The sequence below is a fragment of the Pseudomonas sp. PS01301 genome (assembly GCF_029960215.1).
Classification (GTDB): Bacteria; Pseudomonadota; Gammaproteobacteria; order Pseudomonadales; family Pseudomonadaceae; genus Aquipseudomonas; species Aquipseudomonas coleopterorum.
Map to the genome: position 1 here is coordinate 27,472 of NZ_JASCPM010000038.1, position 18,248 is coordinate 45,719.

An 18,248-nucleotide genomic window follows, 5' to 3' on the forward strand; every position below is an offset into this window, starting at 1 on the left:
AATGAATTCAATGAAGAAGTTAAGCATCGTACTGGGCCTGGCCCTGCTGTGCGCGGGCGTCGCGCAGGCCGCGGACAAACCCGTGATCCGCCTCGGCGCGCGGGTGTTCACCGAGCAAACCGTACTGGCGGCCATCACCGCCCAATACCTGGGCAGCAAGGGCTACGACGTACGGGTCACCGGCGGCCTGGGTAGCAACCTGGCGCGCAGTGCCCAGGAAAGCGGCCAATTGGACATGCTCTGGGAATACACCGGCGTCTCTCTGGTGTCCTACAACCACATCGACGAAAAGCTCGACAGCGCCGCAACCTATGCGCGAGTCAAGGAGCTGGACGGCAAAAAAGGGCTGGTCTGGCTGACCCCCTCGCGGTTCAGCAACACCTACGCCCTGGCCTTGCCTGAAGACGTCGCCAAGGCGTATCCCCAGATCAACACCATCAGCCAGCTGAATCAGGTGCTGATCGACGAGCCGAAGAAAGACCACATCCTGGCCCTGGATACCGAGTTCGCCAATCGCTCCGACGGCCTGGTGGGCTTGACCCAGACCTACGACCTGAAATTCACCCGCCGTGACATTCGCCAGATGGATGCCGGCCTGGTCTATACCGCACTGCGCAACGGTCAGGTCTTCACTGGCCTCGTCTATACCACCGATGGCCGCCTCAACGCGTTCAAGCTCAAGCTGCTCGAAGACGACCTCAAGTACTTCCCCGACTACACCGCTGCGCCCGTGGTTCGCCAGCAACTGCTCGACGCCCACCCGCAACTGGCCGCGCAACTCAAGCCGCTTGCCGAGATGCTCGACGATGCCACCATGCGTGAGCTCAATGCCCAGGTCGACGTCGCGCACCGCAGCCCGACCGTCGTGGCGGCCGAGTTTCTCAAGGCCCATCCGATCAACGATCAAGCCCAGGAGAAGCCATGAGTTTCCTCGACACCTTCTCCCACCTCGACTGGCCCTTGGTGCTGCAACTGACCTGGCAGCACATCACCCTGGTCGGCATCGCCGTCAGCCTGGCCATCCTCTTCGGCGTGCCGATCGGCATCCTGATGACCCGCTTTCCGGCACTTGCCGGGCCCCTGCAGGCCTGCGCCACGGTGCTGCTGACGATCCCCTCGATCGCCCTGTTCGGGTTGCTGCTGCCGTTCTATTCCAAGTTCGGCCAGGGCCTTGGCCCACTGCCGGCCATCACCGCCGTGTTTCTCTACTCGCTGCTGCCGATCCTGCGTAATACCTACCTGGCCCTGACCGGCGTGGAGCCCGGCATTCGCGAAGCGGCCAAGGGCATCGGCATGACCTTCGGCCAGCGCCTGCGCATGGTCGAACTGCCCATCGCCGTGCCGGTGATCCTCGCCGGCGTGCGCACCGCCGTGGTGATGAACATCGGCGTCATGACCATTGCCGCCACCATCGGGGCCGGCGGCCTGGGCGTCCTCATCCTCACTTCCATCAGCCGCAGCGACATGTCCATGCTCATCGTCGGCGCCGTGCTGGTCAGTGTCCTGGCGATCATCGCCGACCTGCTCCTGCAATGGCTGCAACGCGCCCTGACTCCCAAAGGATTATTGAAATGATCGAACTTCAGAACCTGACCAAGACCTTCCACAGCAACGGCAAGGAAGTCAAAGCCGTCGACGCGGTAAGCCTGACCGTCAACGAAGGCGAGATCTGCGTATTCCTCGGGCCTTCGGGCTGCGGCAAGAGCACCACGCTGAAGATGATCAACCGGTTGATCATGCCCACCTCCGGCAAGGTCCTGATCAACGGCGAGGACACCACCGGCCTGGACGAAGTGACCCTGCGCCGCAACATCGGCTATGTGATCCAGCAGATCGGCCTGTTTCCCAACATGACCATCGAGGAGAACATCACCGTGGTCCCGCGCCTGCTCGGCTGGGACAAGAAGCGCTGCGCCGAGCGCGCCCGCGAGCTGATGAGCATGATCAAGCTGGAACCCAAGCAGTACCTGCACCGCTACCCGCGCGAACTCTCGGGCGGCCAGCAACAGCGCATCGGCGTGATCCGCGCCCTGGCCGCCGAGGCGCCGTTGCTGTTGATGGACGAGCCCTTCGGCGCGGTCGACCCGATCAACCGCGAGATGATCCAGAACGAGTTCTTCGAGATGCAGCGGGCCTTGAACAAGACCGTAATCATGGTCAGCCATGACATCGACGAAGCGATCAAGCTGGGCGACAAGATCGCCATCTTCCGTGCCGGCAAGCTGCTGCAGATCGACCATCCCGACACCTTGCTGGCCCATCCGGTGGACGACTTCGTCAGCAACTTCGTGGGCCAGGACAGCACGCTCAAGCGCCTGCTGCTGGTCAAGGCCGAGGACGCCGCCGACAACGCACCGTCGGTGAGCCCGGAAACGCCGGTGGCCGATGCACTGGAACTGATGGACGAACACGACCGGCGCTACGTCGTGGTCACCGACGCGCAGAACAAGGCCATGGGCTATGTACGCCGCCGCGACCTGTATCGCCAGGTCGGCAGCTGCGTCGACTTCCTGCGTGAATTCAACGCCACGGCGGCCTACGACGAGCACCTGCGCATCCTGCTGTCGCGCATGTACGAGTTCAACCGCTCATGGCTGCCGGTGCTGGACGCGGAGAACGTGTTCCTTGGCGAAGTGACCCAGGAATCGATCGCCGCCTACCTCAGCTCAGGCCGCTCGCGCGGCATGAAAACCAGCATCGTCTCCCCCGCCGAAACCGCCCAGGCCTGATCGGCACCCTCGCGTGAAAGACCGCGCCGGATGCTTCGCGGCCGAGGACCGCTCCTACGAACTGCACACAATTCACCCGTAGGAGCGGTCATTGGCCGCGAAAGCCCCCCCTGGCGGTCCCCCAGCCCTACCCCAGATTGAACCGCGCCGTATTCTCGCTCAGCATCCGGCTGCCCTCTCCCAACCGATCCGCCGCCTGGTTCACAGCCCGCGCACCATCGAGCAGGCGCACCGCGGCCTGATCCACCTGCTGGATATTGCTGCTCACCTCATCGGCTGTAGCGGCCTGCTCCTCAACCGCCGTGGCGATCTGCGCCAGGGTATCGGTCACCCCCTGCACCGCTCCGGCAATCTCACCCAGGCGCTCACCCAGGCCCATCACCGACTGCGCATCGACCTGCGCCTGCCCACACGCGGCCTGCATCAGGTCCACGGCCTGCTTGACCGTCGAACGCAGGCTTTCCACCGTCCCGGCAATCTGCCCGGTGGACGCCTGCGTGCGCTGCGACAGGCTGCGCACCTCATCGGCCACCACCGCAAAGCCGCGCCCCTGCTCGCCTGCCCGGGCCGCCTCGATGGCCGCATTGAGCGCCAGCAGATTGGTCTGTTCGGCAATACCGCGAATCGCATCCACCACCGACTGGATCTGCTGCCCCTGTTCACTCACCCGGCCAAGCGCCTGCGCCGTGTCGTTCAAGCGCTGGTTGAGCTGCTGAATACTGGCGGTGGTGCGTTGACTGTCGCGGCTGCTGTCTTCGGCAATCTGCCGGGTGTGCTGCGCGCTCCCCGAAGCCTCCTCGCAACTGCGGGCCACGCCTTGTGAAGTAGCGGCCAGCTGCGTGGCGGCCGCCGCGATCTGGCTGATCTGTTGCTGCTGCGCCTCGACTTCATCGAGCGTGCCGCTGGATTGGCTATTGAGCGTCACCACCGCCTGGCTCAACTGCACGGTCTCGTGGTTGACCCCCAGCAGACTGCCACGCAATTGCACCACGGCGGCATTGAGCGCCGTACTGATCGCCGCCAGCTCGTCACGCCCCTGCACCGCTACCTGAACACTCAGATCGCCATCGCGCAGCGATTGCGCCAGCGTGGTGATCCCGCTGGCGCTGCGCCGAATCGACGCCTGCAGGCACACGAACAGGTACAACGCGGCCAACAGCAACAGGGCGAATACGGCAGCGCCTGGAATCAACTGGCGAACGGCTTGATCGTGATAGTGATCCAGCCGCCACTCCAACGACTTCAGCGACTCGTGACGCAATTCGTTCAGGGCGCCGAGCATGCCGTCGATACTGCTTTCGAACTGCGCGGCAGACAGCTTGATGTCGCCGCCGAACAGATTCTCGTCCAGACGCTTCAACTCGCCGTCCAACGTACCCAGCGCTTTCTGGTACTGCTCGTCCCAGCCACGCAGTTGTTCCGGCAAGCGCTGCTGCAAGGCGCCGCCGGCTTTCACCAGCTGCTCGCGCGCATCGTTGATGCGGCTGCGCAGATCACGCATCTGCAGACGACTCTGCAGGCTGAACTGCCCCGCTACCAATGACGAATGACCAATGCTGCCCAGCCGCCCGACGCGCTCGATCAGATCAGGCGCCTGCTGGGTCGCGATCTGCATCAGGAGATAGGTTTCCCGCCATGGATCGACGATCAATCCGCTGGCCATGGCGATCTGCTCGCGCAGCACCTGCACCGACGTCAGCGCGGTCGTGAAGCGATCGTAGCCGTCAGGCCACCAACCCACTTGGCGCAGGCTCGCCAGATCCAGCCCCCTGGTCGCGGTTTGTACCGCTTGCAGCCGCCCCAGGGTATCGGCAGGCGCCTTTTCGCGCGCCAGCTCGCTGCTCAGCTTGTCGAGCGACGCCTGGATCCCCGGCGTGGCCGCCTCCAGCGCAGCGATCGCCGCCTGCGCCTCTGGCGTTGGCTGGCGCTGGATATCCACCGCTTTCCAGCGCGCGGCACGGTTGCGCTGCGCCGACAGCTGCGCATCCAGGCTGTCGAGTGCCAGCAACTGATGCACGCCGCTGCGCTCGGCATTGATGACCGCCAGCCGGTCGCGAAAGTCTTCCCCCAACAGCCACAGACTGCCTACCAGCGGCAGCATGAACAGGAGAAACAGCAGCTGAAACTTGCGCGCGAAACCATAGCGACCCAGCAACCGGATACCCGGCGACAACAAAGCATGCATGTCCGACAACTCCACGGAGACTGCAGGTACCTACGGAAACGTGGCGCCAGCAAAATGCCATCTGAGCAAGATTCAGACCAATCATCTTCCCTCGGCTTTGCCCGTACCCTGGATCGCCCCACCGCTGGCGCGGCTCCGCTTTGGTGCAGAAGCCCCCGACTCCCTGCTTCCAATCAGTGCAAAGAATGTGTAACCGGAAGTGGCAAGAGAGCCGTAACGCATTACCGATGGCGCGCAAACACCGCCTCCAATGACATGGCCCGGAACCTGCTACACGCAAACCGCAAAAGCTGACCACACAGTTATGTTTCAGCACACGCCAACGCTCGCTCAGGCTGGCTCGCTACACACACCGTCGCCGCACGATCCGGCGTCCATCGTCCCAGGGGAGCAACATGCTGGACTCATTCTTCAAGCTCAAGGCTCACAACACCACCGTGCGCACGGAAATCCTCGCCGGGGTCACCACCTTCCTGGCCATGGCCTACATCCTGTTCGTCAACCCCAGCATCCTGGGCGAAACCGGGATGGACAAGGGTGCCCTGTTCGTCGCGACCTGCCTGGCGGCGGCCATCGGCTCGGCGATCATGGGCCTGATCGCCAACTACCCGATCGCCCTGGCGCCGGGCATGGGCCTCAATGCGTTCTTCACCTACACCGTGGTCCTGCACCTGGGCCACAGCTGGCAGGTTGCACTGGGCGCGGTGTTCATCTCGGCCGTGTGCTTCTTCCTCCTGTCGATCTTCCGCATCCGCGAATGGATCATCAACAGCATTCCCCTGCCACTGCGTTCAGCCATCGCCGCAGGCATCGGCCTGTTCCTGGCGCTGATCGCACTGCAAAACGCCAAGATCGTGGTCGCCAACCCGGCCACCCTGGTCGGCATGGGTGACTTGTCCAAACCCGAGCCGGTCCTGGCGATCCTCGGCTTCTTCATCATCGTTGCCCTGGAAGCGCTCAAGGTCCGCGGCTCGGTGCTGATCGGCATCCTGCTGATCACCGTGCTGTCCATCGTGCTCGGCATCACGCCGTTCAGCGGCGTGGTATCGATGCCGCCATCATTGGCGCCGACCTTCCTGCAACTGGACATCAAGGGTGCGTTCGACGTCGGCCTGATCAGCGTGATCTTCGCCTTCCTCTTCGTCGATCTGTTCGACAACTCCGGCACCCTCATCGGCGTGGCCAAGCGTGCCGGCCTGATGGGCAAGGACGGCCACATGCCGAAAATGGGCCGCGCCCTGATCGCCGACAGCACCGCCGCACTGGCCGGCTCGCTGCTGGGCACCTCGACCACCACCAGCTACATCGAGTCGGCAGCGGGCGTCAGCGCCGGCGGGCGAACCGGCCTGACCGCCATTGTGGTCGCCTGCCTGTTCCTCCTGGCGCTGTTCTTCGCGCCCTTGGCCGGCAGCGTTCCAGCATTCGCCACCGCCCCCGCCCTACTGTTCGTGGCGGTACTGATGGCGTCGGGGCTGGCAGAAATCGACTGGGACGACATCACCGTTGCCGCACCCGTCGTCGTCACCGCGCTGGCCATGCCGCTGACCTACTCGATCGCCAACGGCATCGCGTTCGGTTTCATCACCTGGACGGCGGTCAAACTGCTGAGCGGCAAATGGCGCGAACTCAATTCGGCACTGGTCGTGCTGTCGATCATCTTCGTCATCAAGCTGGGCTGGTTCGGTGGCTGATTGCCGCGCCGCGCGCCCCCTTGTACCCGCGCATGGCCTAAGCGTTTGATCGCACGCATAAATATTTTGCAAAGGGGTGTTGACACAATCCCGTTTCAAGCGAATAATGCGCGCCACTTGGCTACATAGCTCAGTTGGTTAGAGCATAGCATTCATAATGCTGGGGTCCGGGGTTCAAGTCCCTGTGTAGCCACCAAGTACGAAAAAGGGCTTACCGAAAGGTAGGCCCTTTTTTTATGCGCGCATTTCCACATGACCACAACTTGCTACCATGACCTTCATTTCCCCTCCCGGAGGTCTCCATGCGTGCAACGGTGCTGGTGCTGGTCGAAACCATCAACGACTACGTGTCGATTCTCGAAGATCAAGGCTACAACCTGATCATGGCGCCCTCGCCTGCCGAGCGCGCCAAGGCGATCGCCGACCACGCGGATCGCATCGATGCCGTCCTCACCCGTGGCCCGTTGGGTTTGACGGCGGAAGAGATGGCGGCTCTCCCTAAGCTGCGCATCATCTGCGTACTGGGCGCAGGCTACGAGAACGTCGATCTGTCAGCCGCCAGGGCACACGGCTTGACCGTGACCAACGGCGCTGGGGTGAATGCATCCTCGGTGGCTGACCACACCCTGGCGCTCTTGCTGGCCCTGATGCGCGATATCCCGCGCGCCGATGCGTCGGTCCGGCGTGGCGAGTGGGTCAAGAGCATGCGCCCTTCGGTGGCCGGCAAGCGGCTGGGCATCATTGGGCTGGGAGCCGTCGGCCTGGCAATCGCCAAGCGCGCCGCGTTGGGTTTCGACATGAGCGTGCACTACCACAACCGCACGCAACGCGATGATGTCGACTATGGGTACTGCGCCAGCCCGACAGAGCTGGCCGCAGTCAGCGATATTTTGGTGATTGCCACACCGGGCGGCGCGCAAACCCGCGCCATTGTCGACGCCAGCGTGCTGAAAGCACTGGGTCCGCAGGGGTTTGTGGTAAACATCGCCCGCGGCAGCGTAGTGGCGACGGACGATCTACTGACGGCTCTGCAAAACAATGCAATAGCCGGTGCGGCGCTGGACGTGTTCGACGACGAGCCCAACGTACCAGACGCCTTCAAGACGCTGCACAACGTCGTCCTGACGCCTCACGTGGCCGGCCTCTCACCAGAAGCCACGCGAGACACGGTGACGATGGTTGAACGCAACCTGAGCGCATTCTTCAGTGGCGAACCGGTGCTGACACCCGTCCACCTCTAACCACCACAATGCATCACGGCAAACACCCTGTACCCTGTGGGAGCGGGGCGGGCGGCGAGCCCTCTGCCCGCGAAGAACGCACCACCGCTCCCCAACCTCACACAAAGATCAAATCACCCCACAAGCCATCCGCGCCGCACCACCACCCAACGGTGCCGGGGAATCGGAATGGTTGTCACCACCGGCATGCACCATCAACGCATGCCCTTCCACTTCGCTCAATTTCTTCAAGCGCGGCGCCAGCACCGGATAGGTCGCGGTGCCATCGGCATTCACATAGATCGCCGGCAGATCCCCCAGGTGACCTTTGGCATCATAGGGACCCAGGTGCTTGCCGGTCTTCTGTGGATCGAAGTGCCCGCCTGCCGCTTCCGCAGCCGACATCTTGCCGTCCTTCATCGCCGCCGCGCAGCTGCCATTGGCATGTACGTGGAAACCATGCACGCCTGCCGGCAGCGACTTGAGCTGCGGCGTGAACTCCAGCCCGTACGGCGTTTCCTCGATCATCACCGTGCCGATCGGCTGTGGCGCGCCCTCGGCGCTGACCAGATTCATCTGGACTTCCTTGGATGCCGCATTGGCGCTACCGATCGACATTGCAGCCATCAGTGCAAGCCAGCCATAAGACTTCATCGTGCCTCCTTCGCTTCGCGTTTGATTACCGACAGGGTCGCGACTCGCGTCGCCGCCCCATCCCGTTCAGAACCCGAATCGGGCCCACTCGTTCCTGCCCATCAATCCAGCGCGCGCAGACGGTATTGCGGCGGCAGTTGATCGAAGCCACTGATGGTCACGTCCAGGCTTTTCCAGCGGCCATCCTTGATGCCGTAGATGCAGCCATGCACCGACAGCTCCTGACCACGGTGCCAGGCGTTCTGGACAATGCTGGTATGCCCGACGTTGGCCACCTGCTGAATGACGTTAAGTTCGCACAGACGGTCGACCTGCTCCTCTTCGGTGGGCAAGGTCGCCAGCACCTTGCGGTGCTCGTAGTACAGGTCGCGAATGGTCCGCAGCCAGCCATCGATCAAGCCCAGCTGGCGATCCTGCATCGCTGCGCGCACGCCGCCGCAGCCGTAATGGCCGGTCACCAGGATGTGTTTGACCTTGAGTACATCGACCGCGTACTGGATCACCGACATGCAGTTCAGATCGGTGTGCAGCACCACGTTGGCCACGTTGCGGTGCACGAACAGATCCCCCGGCAGCATGCCCACGATCTCGTTGGCCGGCACCCGGGCGTCCGAGCAGCCGATCCAGAGAAACTCCGGGGTCTGCTGACGCGCCAGCTTGGCGAAGAACTCCGGATCTTCTTCCTTGATCGCCTCGGCCCAGCGCGCGTTGTTGTCGATCAGTTCCTGTAGATCATGCATGTTCAAGCCTCAAGAATGATTTGGATTATGACTGGCCAGCGCCGCACAAGGTCACGGTCGGTCCCGACAAATCACGCTGAATCTTTCCATCCGCACGAGGGTCAACCCTATCTAGACACACACCAGAGGATTGCCGTAATGACTGACTCCCATCGCCCCTACAATGCGCCACAACCCAACCCGATCGACGACACCGAAGATCGCATGGGCCAAGTCCGCGAGCTGGATTTCGATGACACGGACGGTCCCACCGGCAGGATCGGCGATACCATCCCCGCCGACGAGCTGGAGCAGCTTGTCCCTGAAGAGCGCGTACGCGAAGCAGGCCTGACCGGCGCCTCGATGGATGATCACAATCCGACCGAGGACGACCTGAGCCCTGAAACACTGATCCACGAAGACGGCGCACGTTCGCCCAACGAGCCAGGCGAAAGCGGTCCCGCTGACCAGGAACTGAGCTTCGTCGATGAAGATGACATTGGCGGCGGCGATGGCCTGGATGAAGAAGAACTGGCCCTGATCGATCCGCTCGACGGCAAACGCTGAGGCCGGCGTCCACACCGATCACTTTCCCAGGCTCATGCAGGGTAGTGATCGGTGGCGCTTACTTGAACAAAGCAGTCATTCGAACAACGTACAGGCCATGACCAGCGCATCCTCGCGCCCACCGGCCATGGGGTAGTAGTCCCGTCGCTTGCCGATTTCGTTGAAGCCATAGCGCTCGTACAGTCGGTACGCTGATTGATTGCTGGCTCGCAGTTCCAGAAAGCACTCACGCCCGCCCAGCTCGTAGGCTCGCGACATCAGCCGCTCAAGCAACTTCAAACCCAGTCCACGACCCTGGTTCTCCGGCTTCACAGTGATGTTCAGCAGATGAGCTTCGTCGATGATGACGTTGAGCACGCCATGCCCCACCTGTTGCTGGCCGTCGAACATCAACCAGATTTCGTATGATTTCAAACCATCGAGAAAGATGCCCCGCGTCCACGGATGGGTGTAGGCAGCGAATTCGATCTTGAGTACGGCATCCAGATCCGCTTCGGTCATTCGGCGAAAGCTTACGGCATCACTCATCACGGTTTTTCCAACGCGGTAACAGACGGCGCATCGCCTGCCACACGGCAGCCTTGCGCTCGGGTTCATCCATCAACAGCTCAAGACCCGGCACGGCCCAGGCCAGCCCAAGCCCTTCCACTTCCAGCTCGCGGTTGTAATCCTCGGCATTGGCACGCCCGGCAAAACGAATTGCCGGCAACCCGACCAACCACAGGCACGTGCACGGTGCCTGCTCCAGCTGCGCCATGACGAAGCCCTGTACGAAATCGCAGGCCGCATCCGGCCCCTGGTCCAACTGGCCGCGCTGCAGAAACGGCCAGCGGATCGGCTCGCCCAGAATCTGCGGCGCATCGGGCAGGCCGGCAGCGCGCAGCATATCCTTGAGCAGCAGGTACGAAGGATCGCGGCTCTGGAACGCCTGACCCGTCGCCAGCTCCACCAGCACCAAGCAAGGACCGGCGCGCAGCACCTGCAAGGCGAAGCGCGGGGGCGGACTGACCGGTTTGGCGACCGGCGCCTCGACGACCTCTTCGGTTACAGCAGTCACGGCCGGTCGTGCAACGCTGGGCCGCGGCACCTCGATCCTGGGCCGCTGAACCTTGGCCGGATCGGGCAGCGCAGGCTCCACCGCGCGCGGAGCATTCGGCAGCGCCGAGGTCACCGCCGCCTGCTCGGCAGGCTCCAGAGGCGACGGCAGCACCTCGACATGCGCAAGTACACAGGCACGCGAAGGCGCTGCGAACGGCAGCTCGGTACGGGGCAGCCAATGCACTACCTGCATGGCGTCCAGATAGGCGCGGCGACGGGACTCGTTGAGCAAAGGGTCAGCCATCTGTGGGTAAGTCGAGGCGGTGGATTCTACCGATGTTCGACACGATGTGCCGCCACGTTTTACACAAGCGCTCGCGCGCAGCACCAAAACCCGCCCCATCATGCAGTACAATCGCGACCCTTTAACCTGGCACGAGTCGACCAGCCGATGATCGAACCCAAGCGCGTGCTGCGCGCCCTCGCCGACCACTGGGCCCTGCTGGAGCCGCTGTGCGAGCACTTCGACCAAGGTACCCTGAGCCTTGTCGAGCTGCGTCAGCAGCTGGCTGCACAACGCCTGGACAGCACTGCCCAGGAGATCACCAGCCTGCTCGACACCTGGATCCGGCTGGACATCCTGGTACCCGTCGCGAAAAGCCCCAACCGCTTCGAGCTCAACGCGCAGATCCACGACTTCCTCGCCTACCTGCGGCGCGAACACCGCCTGGGCCTGTGCCTGGAGATCGAAGCCTACCTGCGCCACCTCGAACGTTTGGCCGGGCACATACAGGATGCCTTCGACATTCGCGATGGCAACGACCTGGCTCGCCAGCTGCGACTGCTCGACATGCGCGTGCGCGATGTGCTGAAAAAACTGGCCAATGACGAGCAGGCGCTGGTGGCCGTGGCCGAGCGGGCCAAGACCCGCGATCGCCAGGTTGACCTGCGCCAGCGCTACGCCGAGGTCCTCGCGACATGGGATGAATACGTCGAACCCATGATCCAACTGGTCAACGCCGACGGCGCCTTCGAGCAAGGCGTGCGCAAGGTCGAAAACGTCCTGCTGCGTTTGCTCGGTGAACAGCAGCGCCTTGGTCACCTGGTCGATGACGACATGCTGTTGCGCACCCACGCGCGCATTCTCGAAATGCAGACGTGCGCGCAGCTGACCCTGCGCCATGCCCGTGAACTGCTGCTACCCCTGCGCGAGGAAGCACGTCGGCACAACGCCGTGACCCGCGGCGCAGCCCTCGCACTCTCGGCCATTCGCCGCAAAGGCCTGGACGCCGTCCCCCAGGCCGCCCTGCCATTGTTCAGCCGTCCGCAGAGCACATTCCTGGGCAGCGCCAGCCAGGTCGAAGCCTACGTCTACGCCCTCGCCCGCTTCGAAGCCAAGCCCGCCCCCTTCCCCAAGGCGCACAAGAGCGACACCGCAGGCAGCCAGCGCGCACCCCGCACGGTCAAGGAAATGCTCGAACGTTGCGAAAACGCCCTGCCGATGCCCGACCTGATGCTCTGGCTGCTCGACCAGGAACCCGATGGCGCCACCGATGAGCTGCTGTACTGGTTCTCGCGCCTGTCACGGGACAAGCGCTTTGCCCGCCAACGCCTCGAACGCCGTGACTACCATACCCGCGAGCACCAGCTGAGCCTGCGCTCCTTCGCCCTGCTTTCCAGCGCCGAGCCCGCCACAGCGGTCACCCCGGCACACTCCGCGAGCACCGAACATGCATCTTGACCTCAACGAACTGACCCACCTGGCGCCGATCTTTCGCGAGCTGCTCAAAGGCTTTCACATCAGCCGCCGCGACCCGGAGCTCTACTCGCAACTCTCGACCCTGCAGGACGTGTACCGCGGCCTGTTCAAGGCCCTGGGCTTCGAACTGGTCTGCGACACCCGCGGCTTCTACTACTTCGTGCCCGAACTCGCTGCCGCTCAGGTCAACAAGACCGCGCAGCGTCTGTCCCTGTTCACCTTCATCCTGGTGGAGCACCTGGCCGATCAAGGCCGCGATCCGATTGCCGTACTCGATGGCGGCAGCCTGGGGCGCGACGAACTGCCGGCCCTGCTGGACAAATACCGCGACCTGTTCCTGCAGGCCGAAGTGCAGACCCAGGAAGAACTGGAAGAGAAGATCCTGCGGCGCATGACCCAACTCGGCTTCACCGCCGAAGACAATGGCATCTATCGCTTCCTGGCGCCGATGCATCGCTTCCTCGATGTGTGCCTATCGGTGCAGCAGGACCGCGACCTGGCCGCCAGCCTGCACAGCGCCCTGCCCCTGCCGGTGCCGATGCTCGCGGGGGACGATACCGATGACGGCGATGACATCAGCGACGAACAGGCCTTGGCCCTCGCCATAGCCCAAGAGCGACAGGAGCTCGACGCATGACCCAGGAACGCTACGGCATCCGCCGCTTCGCCTTGCTCAACACCGCCGGCTACAGCCTGGGATTGTTCCCGCTGGAGCAGCCGCTGTCGGTCTACGGCGCCAACAATCTGGGCAAGAGTGCCTCGATCAACGCCCTGCAGTTCCCGATCCTGGCGCGCATGTCCGACATGAGCTTCGGCAAGTACACCCTGGAGCAGTCGCGTCGCTTCTATTTCGCCACCGATACCAGCTACATCCTCTGCGAAGTCGTCCTGGCCCACGGCCCCCATGTCATCGGCGTCGTCGGTCGCGGTCCTGGCGGGGGCTTCGGTCATCAGTTCTTTGCCTATGCGGGCGAGCTGGATCTGGCGCATTACCAGCAGGACGGTACCTGCCTGCGCCAGAAAGAGCTGTTCAGCAATCTCGAACGCCATAACCTCAAGGCCTATGAGCTCAAACCCGAGGAGCTGCGTCGCCTGCTGGTCGGCGGCCACACCAGCGTACCGCTCGACCTCACCCTGATCCCCCTGCGCTCGACCAGCGAGCAGAGCCTGAAAACCTTCCGCGCCCTGTTCATCAACCTGCTGCACATGCGCGAAATCACCGCGGCCAAACTCAAGCAGCTGTTCCTCGATGCCTTCGAGCACAGCCTGCGCTCGGGCAGCGTCGACTACATCGCCGCCTGTGAAGAGGCCTTCCGCGACGTACGCCGCATGGAGCAGGACTACAACGCCCTGGTCGCTGCCGGCCCGCTGGTCGAGGCACTGGCCAATGGCGTCGCCCAGCGCGACGGCCTGCGCGGCAAGCTGCACCGTCTCTCGCCGATCCTGGATGGGCTGCTGGGTACCTGGCAGGACTATGCCGGCGCGCGCAAGGAAGAGCTGGTCATCCAGTCCGAGCACTACCGCAACGAACAGGATGTGCTCCAGACCAACCAGCGCGGCAGCACCCAGGAGCTCATGCGCCTGGAGCGCGAAATCTCGACCATCCAGCGCTGGCTCGGCGAACTCTCGGTCCTCAAGAATCGCTTCGCGCTGGTCACCGACGTACGGATGCTGGAGCAGCAGCTGCTGGCTGCCAAGGATGCCCACGACGAACTGGCCGGCGCCCTGGCGCAGTCTCGGCAGTTCAGCGCACAGGACCTGCAGGAGCGGGTCGGCGACGTCGAGCAGCGCCTCAAGTCCATTCGCCAGCAACTGGAGCATGCCGACAACAACAGCTACGCGCGCCTGCGCGAAGAGTTCTCGCAGCAGGATGTCGACCGCCTGATGCGCCTGTTCAACGGCGCGCTATTCAGCCTGCCCACCGGTCCACGAGGCCTGGACCTGGATGACGGCAACGCCTGGGTCGACACCGTGCAGACCGTGCTTGACCGCTTCAAGGGCGAGCGCTTCGAACTGCCAGGACTCTCCATCGACCTGTCCACCATCGAACCGCCGGTGTTGCAGGCCCTGGCTGATCGCGCCGCCTTGCGCGAACAACGTGCGCGCCTGGAAAAGGAATTGCAGCAACTCAAGACCCAGCAGGCCGTTGCCGCGGACCTCTCGGCCAGCAAGTCGCGCTCCGAGACGCTGTACCAAGAGGTTCTGGATGCCCAGAAGGCCTTGGAAGACTACCGTCGCAGCCAAACCCTAAGCGGCGAAGAGCAGGACAAACTCGAACAGCTTGCCCAACTCGAAGCGGCCCAGGACGAACTGGCGCGCTCCAGCGACGCCTTCACCGAGCGCGTCGGACAGCTGTCTGCCAAGCTGCAACTGGTGGGCCGGCAGATCGCCGACCTGGAAAGCAAACAGCGCACCCTGGACGATGCCCTGCGCCGCCGCCACCTGCTCCCGGCCGATCTGCCATTCGGCACGCCTTTCATGGAGCTGATCGACGACTCGATGGACAACCTGCTGCCCTTGCTCAATGACTATCAGGACAGCTGGCAGAGCCTGCAACGTGTCGACGGACAGATCGAAGCCCTGTACGCCCAGGTGCGCCTCAAGGGCGTGGCCAAGTTCGACAGCGAAGACAACGTCGAGCGCCGTCTGCAATTGCTGATCAACGCCTATGCCCATCGCACCGACGAGGCCCTGACCCTGGGCAAGGCTCGACGCGCCGCCGTCACCGACATCGCCCGGACCCTGCGCAACATCCGCAGCGACTACGACAGCCTCGAACATCAGCTGGCGTTGTTCAACCGCGAGATCAACAAGCGCCAGGTGTCGAATCTGCAAAGCTTCCGCATCGTGCTCGCACCCAACAAGGACGCCCTCAAGCACATCGACCAGATCATCCACAGCGCAGGCCAATACGAGGAAGGCGAAACCCTTTCCGTATTCGACCTCAACCAGAGCGCCGAGCAGGACAGCAAGAACGAGGAGGCCAAGGAATACCTGGCCCGCATGGTCGCGGCCAATCATAACCAGCTCGGCCTCAAGGACCTGTTCGAACTGGCCTTCGAAATCACCAAGATCAACGGTCAACCGGTCATCCACACGGACATCGATGGCGCCGCCTCCAACGGCACCACAATGACCATCAAGGCGCTGACCAACATGTACCTGTTGCTGCACCTGATGGATCGCGATCAGGCCGGCCGCATCCGTCTGCCCTATTACCTCGACGAAGCCGCCGATATCGACGAACGCAACCAGGCCGCCCTGCTGGAAACCAGCCAGCAACTGGGTTTCACGCCGATTCTGGCGAGCGTGAAACCACAGGTATCCGCTCACGTAGCCATCGACCTCGAAGGCGGCAGCAGCGCCGAAGGCATCTACATCGACGAAGCGGACTGGAAATTCATCCGCCGCCACGACGAACTGACGAAAGCGGTCGCTGCACTCGAAAGCGAGGCCACTCGGTAAACGCAACGCAATGAACGAGCCCCGCAACAGCGGGGCTTTTTTTTGAAGCCTTCAACCACTCGCCGACCTGATCAGCTCAACCGCCGCCGGGTCGGTCTTGATCAGGCTCAACTGGTGCAGGCTGATGTAGCGCCCGTCCTTGTATTCGACATCGCGCAACGTACCTTCGTGGGCAAATCCAAGCTTCTCCAGCAGATGCAAGCTGGCGGCATTCTCCGGCTCGACGTCTTCGTGAACTCGACTTTTTCAACCCTTCGAGCGTTCAGTCGTCACTCATATGGATGCCCAGATCGTTACGCCCAGGCGCAACATGCGGCTTGAGAGTCAACGCCGGAATCTCATAGTCCCCACCATTCTGGCGACGAAATCGCAGCGGCTCGTCATCAAACAGATTATCCAGCCGGACTGCATAGGCTTCACAAACCTGTTCGAACCGAGTCGCGTCCATTTTGCCTGTTTTGTAGATCGGAAAAGGCGGCATCACCGTGAACCCAGGATAGAAAAGCACACCGTGTTGAATGGGGAACAGCAGATCATTCAGCGCACCGTTCACGCCTCGATCACTGTAATGAGGCTCCCACCCGCCCATGGTCACCACCAACATGGCGCGCTTTCCCATCATGCTGCCTTCGCCGTAGCGATCACCCCAATGACTTTCGCTGTGTTCGCCAACGCCGTAGGCAAACCCGTAGGCATAGACGCGCTCGATCCAGCCCTTGAGGATTGCAGGCATCGAGAACCACCACAGTGGAAACTGAAAGATCACGGCGTCCGCCCAACGCAACTTTTCCTGTTCTCCCTCGATGTCCACCGGCTGCGTGCCCGCAGCGAATACACGCTGCGATTCAAGCGCAGGGTTGAAAGGCGCTTGGTTGTCATAACCAGGGGCATCGTAGGTATCCAGAGGCGCTTTCCAACCCATGGCGTACAGATCCGAAACGACTACTTCGTGCCCCCCGGCTTTCAGGTGAGCGATGGCGAAATCCTTGAGTGAGCCATTCAGGGATCGAGGTTCAGGATGAGCGTAGACAAGCAGCAGCTTCATGTGGAGCTCCAAGTAAATGAATGCCACACGGTAGCGACCGGCTCGCTATGATAGAAATGAATTCCCGAAACAGCTGGTATTTACATGCACAATATCTTGCGCCGACTGGATCTCAATCTACTGGTCACGCTGGATGCACTGCTGTCCGAGCAAAACGTCACGCGCGCCGCCCGACTCCTCAATCTGGCTCAACCGACAGTCAGCCTGCAACTGGGTCGACTGCGGGAGATTCTGGACGATCCCTTGTTGCTGCCAGGCCCGCGAGGGATGTCACCTACCGAGCGAGCCAAGGCGTTGCGCGGACCGTTGCGTGAAGCCCTGGTGGCTTTGGAAGCGACGCTGAGCCCGAGCGCCCCATTCGAGCCTGCACTGTCGAATCACACTTGGAAGATCGCTGCGAGTGATTACGCTATGACCGCATTGGTGTGGCCATCGTTGGCGGTGCTCAGACGCCTGGCACCGGACACCCGCCTGATGCTGTTGAACAAGAGTCCCCTCAGCCTCGCCGATGACCTTGAAAATGGTCGGATCGATCTGGCCCTGCACACCCGCGATGAAGCACCAGCAAAACTGCGTCACAAGTCTTTGGTTCACGAACGCTATGTGCTGGCAGGGCGTCGAGGTCATCCCGCATTGGCAACCCCGATTTCGCTTGAGGCATTCTGTGGTCTTGAACACACCGTGGTGTCACCCAATGGCGCTGGCTTCGTTGGCAGTACTGACCAGGCACTGGCTGCCCAGGGCCTGGAGCGCAAAGTCGTTCTATCCGTATCCACTTTCAACTCGCTTGTCTCAGCACTGGCTCACAGTGACCTGGTCGCGGTGGTGCCGGAAAGACTTGTGCAGGATCAGCCAGCTCTTCACGTCCAGATACCTCCACTCGCTATTCCAGGTTTTGAGATGCTCATGTTATGGCCGGAAAGACTGCATCGAGACCCTGGCCACATGTGGCTGCGCGATCTCATCGCCTCTGGAATGCACAGGGGCACAGGTCCATAGGCAGGCGTGCTGAAAAAACCACCCGCCAAGGTGGTTATTTTTGCCTCAAGAAAGACAAAACCCCTACCTGCTTGCGCAGATAGGGGTTTCGGAATTGAATCTTGACGATGACCTACTCTCACATGGGGAAACCCCACACTACCATCGGCGATGCATCGTTTCACTGCTGAGTTCGGG

17 protein-coding genes and 1 tRNA gene are annotated in these 18,248 nt (G+C 62.5%); 11 read left to right on the plus strand and 7 right to left on the minus strand.

What is annotated here, in order from left to right; genetic code table 11:
* Nucleotides 1-10: 10 nt before the first annotated feature.
* Genes QMX89_RS17635 through QMX89_RS17645 form a run of 3 tightly spaced genes read left to right on the plus strand, consistent with a single transcriptional unit; the run spans nt 11 to nt 2,729 of the window.
* Nucleotides 11-925: a glycine betaine ABC transporter substrate-binding protein gene (locus tag QMX89_RS17635; RefSeq protein WP_282349204.1), complete on the plus strand. Its 915-nt coding sequence runs from the start codon at nt 11-13 to the stop codon at nt 923-925.
* Nucleotides 922-1,575, plus strand: coding sequence for an ABC transporter permease (locus tag QMX89_RS17640; protein ID WP_049861800.1), 654 nt, complete (start codon nt 922-924; stop codon nt 1,573-1,575). Before QMX89_RS17635 ends, QMX89_RS17640 begins: the two co-directional genes overlap by 4 nt.
* A complete protein-coding gene (locus QMX89_RS17645; protein ID WP_043186305.1) occupies nt 1,572-2,729 on the plus strand; it encodes an ABC transporter ATP-binding protein in 1,158 nt (385 codons plus the stop codon). Before QMX89_RS17640 ends, QMX89_RS17645 begins: the two co-directional genes overlap by 4 nt.
* Before the next feature lie 127 nt (nt 2,730-2,856).
* Here QMX89_RS17645 and QMX89_RS17650 read toward each other — a convergent pair whose 3' ends face one another.
* Complete coding sequence (locus QMX89_RS17650; protein ID WP_282349206.1) at nt 2,857-4,914, minus strand: methyl-accepting chemotaxis protein; 2,058 nt, start codon at nt 4,912-4,914, stop codon at nt 2,857-2,859.
* Nucleotides 4,915-5,309: 395 nt separating this feature from the next.
* Here QMX89_RS17650 and QMX89_RS17655 point away from each other — a divergent pair, with 395 nt between their 5' ends.
* From QMX89_RS17655 to QMX89_RS17665, 3 genes are all read left to right on the plus strand, one after another.
* Entirely contained in the window at nt 5,310-6,605 is a 1,296-nt protein-coding gene (locus tag QMX89_RS17655; RefSeq protein ID WP_282349208.1) for an NCS2 family permease, read from the plus strand.
* Between the two features lie 119 nt (nt 6,606-6,724).
* Nucleotides 6,725-6,801: transfer RNA gene (locus QMX89_RS17660), tRNA-Met, on the plus strand.
* A 106-nt stretch (nt 6,802-6,907) separates the two neighbouring features.
* Nucleotides 6,908-7,846 (plus strand): 2-hydroxyacid dehydrogenase, encoded by a 939-nt coding sequence (locus tag QMX89_RS17665; protein ID WP_282349210.1) that lies wholly within the window; start codon nt 6,908-6,910, stop codon nt 7,844-7,846.
* A gap of 108 nt (nt 7,847-7,954) precedes the next feature.
* Here QMX89_RS17665 and sodC read toward each other — a convergent pair whose 3' ends face one another.
* Nucleotides 7,955-8,479, minus strand: a complete 525-nt coding sequence (sodC, locus tag QMX89_RS17670) for a superoxide dismutase family protein (RefSeq protein ID WP_056844925.1) — start codon at nt 8,477-8,479, stop codon at nt 7,955-7,957.
* 101 nt (nt 8,480-8,580) lie between these two features.
* Nucleotides 8,581-9,219, minus strand: coding sequence for a carbonate dehydratase (gene can / locus QMX89_RS17675; protein ID WP_049861794.1), 639 nt, complete (start codon nt 9,217-9,219; stop codon nt 8,581-8,583).
* 138 nt (nt 9,220-9,357) lie between these two features.
* Here can and QMX89_RS17680 point away from each other — a divergent pair, with 138 nt between their 5' ends.
* Nucleotides 9,358-9,765 (plus strand): serine kinase/phosphatase, encoded by a 408-nt coding sequence (locus QMX89_RS17680; RefSeq protein WP_282349212.1) that lies wholly within the window; start codon nt 9,358-9,360, stop codon nt 9,763-9,765.
* 75 nt (nt 9,766-9,840) lie between these two features.
* Here QMX89_RS17680 and rimI read toward each other — a convergent pair whose 3' ends face one another.
* Nucleotides 9,841-10,293, minus strand: coding sequence for a ribosomal protein S18-alanine N-acetyltransferase (gene rimI / locus QMX89_RS17685; RefSeq protein WP_043186281.1), 453 nt, complete (start codon nt 10,291-10,293; stop codon nt 9,841-9,843).
* Complete coding sequence (locus QMX89_RS17690) at nt 10,286-11,095, minus strand: energy transducer TonB (protein ID WP_282349218.1); 810 nt, start codon at nt 11,093-11,095, stop codon at nt 10,286-10,288. The genes rimI and QMX89_RS17690 overlap by 8 nt, the downstream gene beginning before the upstream one ends.
* Before the next feature lie 159 nt (nt 11,096-11,254).
* Here QMX89_RS17690 and mksB point away from each other — a divergent pair, with 159 nt between their 5' ends.
* From mksB to mksF, 3 genes are read left to right on the plus strand one after another with little or no spacing between them, the layout of a single operon-like run.
* Nucleotides 11,255-12,544 (plus strand): Mks condensin complex protein MksB, encoded by a 1,290-nt coding sequence (gene mksB / locus QMX89_RS17695; protein ID WP_192001228.1) that lies wholly within the window; start codon nt 11,255-11,257, stop codon nt 12,542-12,544.
* Nucleotides 12,534-13,199 (plus strand): Mks condensin complex protein MksE, encoded by a 666-nt coding sequence (gene mksE, locus QMX89_RS17700; RefSeq protein WP_056844923.1) that lies wholly within the window; start codon nt 12,534-12,536, stop codon nt 13,197-13,199. Before mksB ends, mksE begins: the two co-directional genes overlap by 11 nt.
* Complete coding sequence (gene mksF, locus QMX89_RS17705; protein ID WP_282349214.1) at nt 13,196-16,027, plus strand: Mks condensin complex protein MksF; 2,832 nt, start codon at nt 13,196-13,198, stop codon at nt 16,025-16,027. The genes mksE and mksF overlap by 4 nt, the downstream gene beginning before the upstream one ends.
* A 51-nt stretch (nt 16,028-16,078) precedes the next feature.
* Here the strand turns inward: mksF and QMX89_RS17710 are convergent, their stop codons facing one another.
* A complete protein-coding gene (locus QMX89_RS17710) occupies nt 16,079-16,228 on the minus strand; it encodes a GNAT family protein (protein ID WP_282349215.1) in 150 nt (49 codons plus the stop codon).
* 61 nt (nt 16,229-16,289) lie between these two features.
* A complete protein-coding gene (locus QMX89_RS17715) occupies nt 16,290-17,072 on the minus strand; it encodes an NAD(P)H-dependent oxidoreductase (protein ID WP_282349216.1) in 783 nt (260 codons plus the stop codon).
* A gap of 84 nt (nt 17,073-17,156) precedes the next feature.
* On the opposite strand from QMX89_RS17715, the gene QMX89_RS17720 reads away from it, so the two are divergent.
* Nucleotides 17,157-18,071 carry a LysR family transcriptional regulator gene (locus QMX89_RS17720; protein WP_282349217.1) on the plus strand — a complete coding sequence of 305 codons (915 nt, stop codon included), beginning with the start codon at nt 17,157-17,159 and terminating at the stop codon, nt 18,069-18,071.
* The last annotated feature ends 177 nt before the right edge of the window (nt 18,072-18,248 follow it).